Source organism: Streptomyces durbertensis (genome assembly GCF_014156695.1).
Classification (GTDB): Bacteria; Actinomycetota; Actinomycetes; order Streptomycetales; family Streptomycetaceae; genus Streptomyces; species Streptomyces durbertensis.
Map to the genome: position 1 here is coordinate 1 of NZ_WMLF01000535.1, position 3,295 is coordinate 3,295.

A 3,295-nucleotide genomic window follows, 5' to 3' on the forward strand; every position below is an offset into this window, starting at 1 on the left:
CCGTACAACCGACAGCAGCACCGGCGGCGGCTACGGCCACACCGCGCCGCCGCCCCGAGAGCCGGACCCCCTCGACAGGGCCTTCGCGGCGGTGCGTCCCGGGGACTGCCTCAACGTCCACGACGACGGCTTCGGCAAGTGGAGCAAGAACGCGCCGATTCCCGTGCCGTGCGGCTGGCTTACCGCATACGTGCGCGTCACCGAGGTGACGGACTTCGACAGATGCGAGTCAGGTGGCGGACGCACCTCCTGGACCCACCGGAACGACGACCTCACACGCACGGTGCTGTGCCTGGCCCGGCAGTTCCGGACCGGCCAGTGCTTCCTCGCCAGCGCGAAGGACCGACTGCCGAACACGGCGAACCTGATGACCATCTGGGACTGCAACGCGACCAAGGTGCCGGTCAGGTACAACTTCATCATGCGGATCACAAGCGTCGGATCCGGCACCGTCGGCAACTGCGGCCTGGACTACTCCTGGGAGACCCACGGCGGCCGAGGCACGATCTGCGCTGCCGTCGCCTGAGCTTGGCCACGCCGGGATCTACCTGTGGACGAGATCGATGAGCTGTGAACAGCGCGGATCGGGTTCGCCCTGGGCAACTCGGTGTCCTCTGTTACCGGTGGGGGCGCGGAACACGGCGGGCCCCGCTGACACTCCCGCCCCGGACCCAACTGATCAGGTCCGGCGAAGACGCGCCGGCCGAAAGCTAGAGGTTCGGGACGTCACGCACGTTTCGCTCACTGACGTCAGGAAGAAAGCGGCCAACGGTGACAAAATCGGCGTCGTCATGCAGGACGACGAGCCCATGGTGGGCGGCCGTCGCGCACACCATGAGATCAAGCGGCCCGGCGGCCCCGAGCGCCCCCTTCTTCGCCAGTGTGTACTGAGCCGCGTCGATCCAGTCCCAGAGCCTCTTGGGGAGTGGGACATCGGGGTAGAGGTCCGTGAACATCTCCCCCATGGCTTCGTACTCGGCCACGTTGCGCGCTGACCGCCGAAACTCGGCACGCTGGGCGGAACACGATCCGATGGCTCGGAGAGTGGTGGTCTCCAGCCAGGCGTCTCTCAACCGCTCCTCACGTAGCAGGCGCCACAGCCCTGAGGAGTCGCACCTCCGGCCCCGCGACCTCCCGGCCCCAAGGCTGTAGCACCACGTCGCCCAGATCGAGCGTGGTGCGGACGAAGACCCGTCGGTCGTCAGCGGGGTTCTGGGCGGCCGGGGCAGGCGTCGGGGAGCTCACCGCGCCTTCCTACCTGGTCACGTCCGTCTACCGCCAGCCATTTCCACCGTCTCGGTGTGCGGCCGTTCCCGCCACCGCTCACGCTCCACCGATGCCGCGCCCCTCGGCCACGGTCAACGGCATAGCGCAGCCCGCCCAGTCAGCGACCGACGTACTCGACGAACGCCCGCCACGATTCGGACGGCAGAACGAGGTGCGTCCCGGTCCGCCGCTTGGAGTCGCGGACGTGGACATCGACAGCGGACGCCGCGACGTCAACACGATCCGGACCGTCGCTAGAGTTGTAACTGCTCTTGATCCAGCGAAGGTTCGCGCCGCTCGGCCGCGCACTACGTATTGATCACCTCGCGGTCAGTCAGTCACGTAACGGATGAACTCAGACCAGTTAGTGGGCGGAACTGTGAGGAGAGGGCCTTCGGCACGCTTCGAGTCTCGGACGTGCACCGCTCGGGGCGTGGCGGCCACCTCAACACACGCCGGTCCATCGTCTGTGCTGTAGGTGCTCTTCGCCCACACCAACGGCTGACCGTCTGCTATCCGCAGCTTGACGTTCATGTCTCTCCCAGCAAACGCTTGATGAAGAGCAGAGACTCCCTCGGCGTGAGAGCCTGCGCTCGGATCATCCCATACCTCATCTCAAGAACATGGACCTCCTTCGGGCCAGAGATGAGCCGATTGGTCAGCTGAACCTCGTTCTGGCCGATCGTGTTCCCGTCCCGCAGCTTCAGGATCCGCAGTGATCCACCGAGGCCCGAGTGCTCCTCTCGTTCGGTTGGCATGACCTGCACCTCCACATGCCTGCTGCTCCCCACCTCCAGCAGGTACTCGAGTTGGCGCCGAAGAACGCCACTTCCCCCAACGGGTCGGCGCAGTGTCACCTCCTCTTGGACAACGGTCAGCGTCGGGGAGGGCTTCCGCTCGAGTACGCGCTGCCTTGCCAGCCGTGCGGCTACCAGCCGCTCCAGCTCGTCATCGTCGTAGGCGGGACGCCTCAGGGCGAAGAGCGCCCGTGAGTACTCCTCGGTCTGCAAGAGACCGTCGATGACCGAGTTTCCGTACGCGCCGAGTTCGACGGCCTCGGCTTCGAGTTTCGCGAGGTCGCGGACCTTCTTGGGGTAGCGGGCCTCGGCGACGTCGCTCGTCATCGCGGAGATCTTGCCGTTGGCGCCGAGCACCTTGTCGGCGGCGTCGAGGAACTCCGGTTTGGGGACGCGGCGGCCGCGCTCGACGGCCGAGACCATCTCCTCGCCGTAGCCGATGGCCGCGCCGAGTTCGGCCTGCGTCATCCCGGCCGCTTCCCGCCAGAGCTTGATCTGGCGGCCGACCGTCTTCATGACCTGGGCGGAGTCGTCCTCCAGGCCCGGGTCCCACTTCCCGTCATCCACACCGTCTGTCATGCGGTCCGCCTCTTCGGACAGTTCGTTCGGCGCGCCCGCCTTCGCGGTGCGCCGGGTGAAGCTCATTCGTCAACGCCCAGCCCGGCCGGAGGGACACGGTGGACAGCCCGGACAGATCCGGACCGCACCCGGACACTCACCGTCCGTGCGGGCGTCGTCACTTTCCAGCGTACGGCTGGGCACTGACGCTTGGACCGTGAACAGGCAAATGACCAGGCCGCCCGTGGTGCAGGCCGTCGACCATCAGTTCAGCGTCCTCCTCTCCCCCACGCGTCGCGCCGCGCGGCTGGCGCGGTTGCTCACCGGCGCCCAACTCGCCTCCTGGGGGCTGCCGTCCGCGACGGCGGCGCAGGTCGTCGCGGAGTTGGCGGCGAACGCCGTCCTGCACGGCTGTGTGCGTGGGCGGGACTTCCGGCTCACGCTGTCGGTCCGCGACGGCGGCACGTTGCGCGTGGAGGTGGCCGACCCGCGTGGCGAACGGCTTCCCGTGGTCGCGGGGGACTCGGAAGCGGGCGAAGGAGAGTCGGGGCGGGGGCTGCTGCTCGTCGCGGCGCTGGCCGACCGGTGGGGCGTGGTGGTGGGGCCGGCGCCTCGGAAGACGGTGTGGGCGGAGATCGAGTTGGGGTGACTCGGGGCCTCGTGCGAGACGGTCG

Annotated in this window: 5 protein-coding genes and 1 pseudogene; 2 read left to right on the top strand and 4 right to left on the bottom strand. The window is 67.9% G+C overall.

The features are described 5' to 3' along the window. Window positions 1–526 (top strand): annotated as a pseudogene (locus tag GL263_RS23900) (hypothetical protein); the annotation flags it as partial. A gap of 184 nt (window positions 527–710) precedes the next feature. Here the strand turns inward: GL263_RS23900 and GL263_RS23905 are convergent. The 4 genes from GL263_RS23905 to GL263_RS23920 all read right to left on the bottom strand — a co-directional run bounded on the left by GL263_RS23905 (window position 711) and on the right by GL263_RS23920 (window position 2,642). Then, window positions 711–1,169 carry a PIN domain-containing protein gene (locus GL263_RS23905; protein WP_182857821.1) on the bottom strand — a complete coding sequence of 153 codons (459 nt, stop codon included), beginning with the start codon at window positions 1,167–1,169 and terminating at the stop codon, window positions 711–713. A 215-nt stretch (window positions 1,170–1,384) separates the two neighbouring features. Next, a complete protein-coding gene (locus tag GL263_RS23910) occupies window positions 1,385–1,582 on the bottom strand; it encodes a DUF397 domain-containing protein (protein WP_182857822.1) in 198 nt (65 codons plus the stop codon). Between the two features lie 14 nt (window positions 1,583–1,596). Then, window positions 1,597–1,800, bottom strand: a complete 204-nt coding sequence (locus GL263_RS23915; RefSeq protein WP_182857819.1) for a DUF397 domain-containing protein — start codon at window positions 1,798–1,800, stop codon at window positions 1,597–1,599. Continuing rightward, a complete protein-coding gene (locus GL263_RS23920; protein WP_182857823.1) occupies window positions 1,797–2,642 on the bottom strand; it encodes a helix-turn-helix domain-containing protein in 846 nt (281 codons plus the stop codon). The genes GL263_RS23915 and GL263_RS23920 overlap by 4 nt, the downstream gene beginning before the upstream one ends. A 208-nt stretch (window positions 2,643–2,850) precedes the next feature. Here GL263_RS23920 and GL263_RS23925 point away from each other — a divergent pair, with 208 nt between their 5' ends. Continuing rightward, window positions 2,851–3,270, top strand: a complete 420-nt coding sequence (locus GL263_RS23925) for an ATP-binding protein (RefSeq protein WP_182857820.1) — start codon at window positions 2,851–2,853, stop codon at window positions 3,268–3,270. Window positions 3,271–3,295: the final 25 nt, after the last annotated feature.

Bases quoted from the DNA above. Each gene is read 5' to 3' on its own strand.
- GL263_RS23925 (WP_182857820.1), top strand. From the start codon at position 2,851: ATGACCAGGCCGCCCGTGGTGCAGGCCGTCGACCATCAGTTCAGCGTC.
- GL263_RS23920 (WP_182857823.1), bottom strand. From the start codon at position 2,642: ATGACAGACGGTGTGGATGACGGGAAGTGGGACCCGGGCCTGGAGGAC.
- GL263_RS23915 (WP_182857819.1), bottom strand. From the start codon at position 1,800: ATGAACGTCAAGCTGCGGATAGCAGACGGTCAGCCGTTGGTGTGGGCG.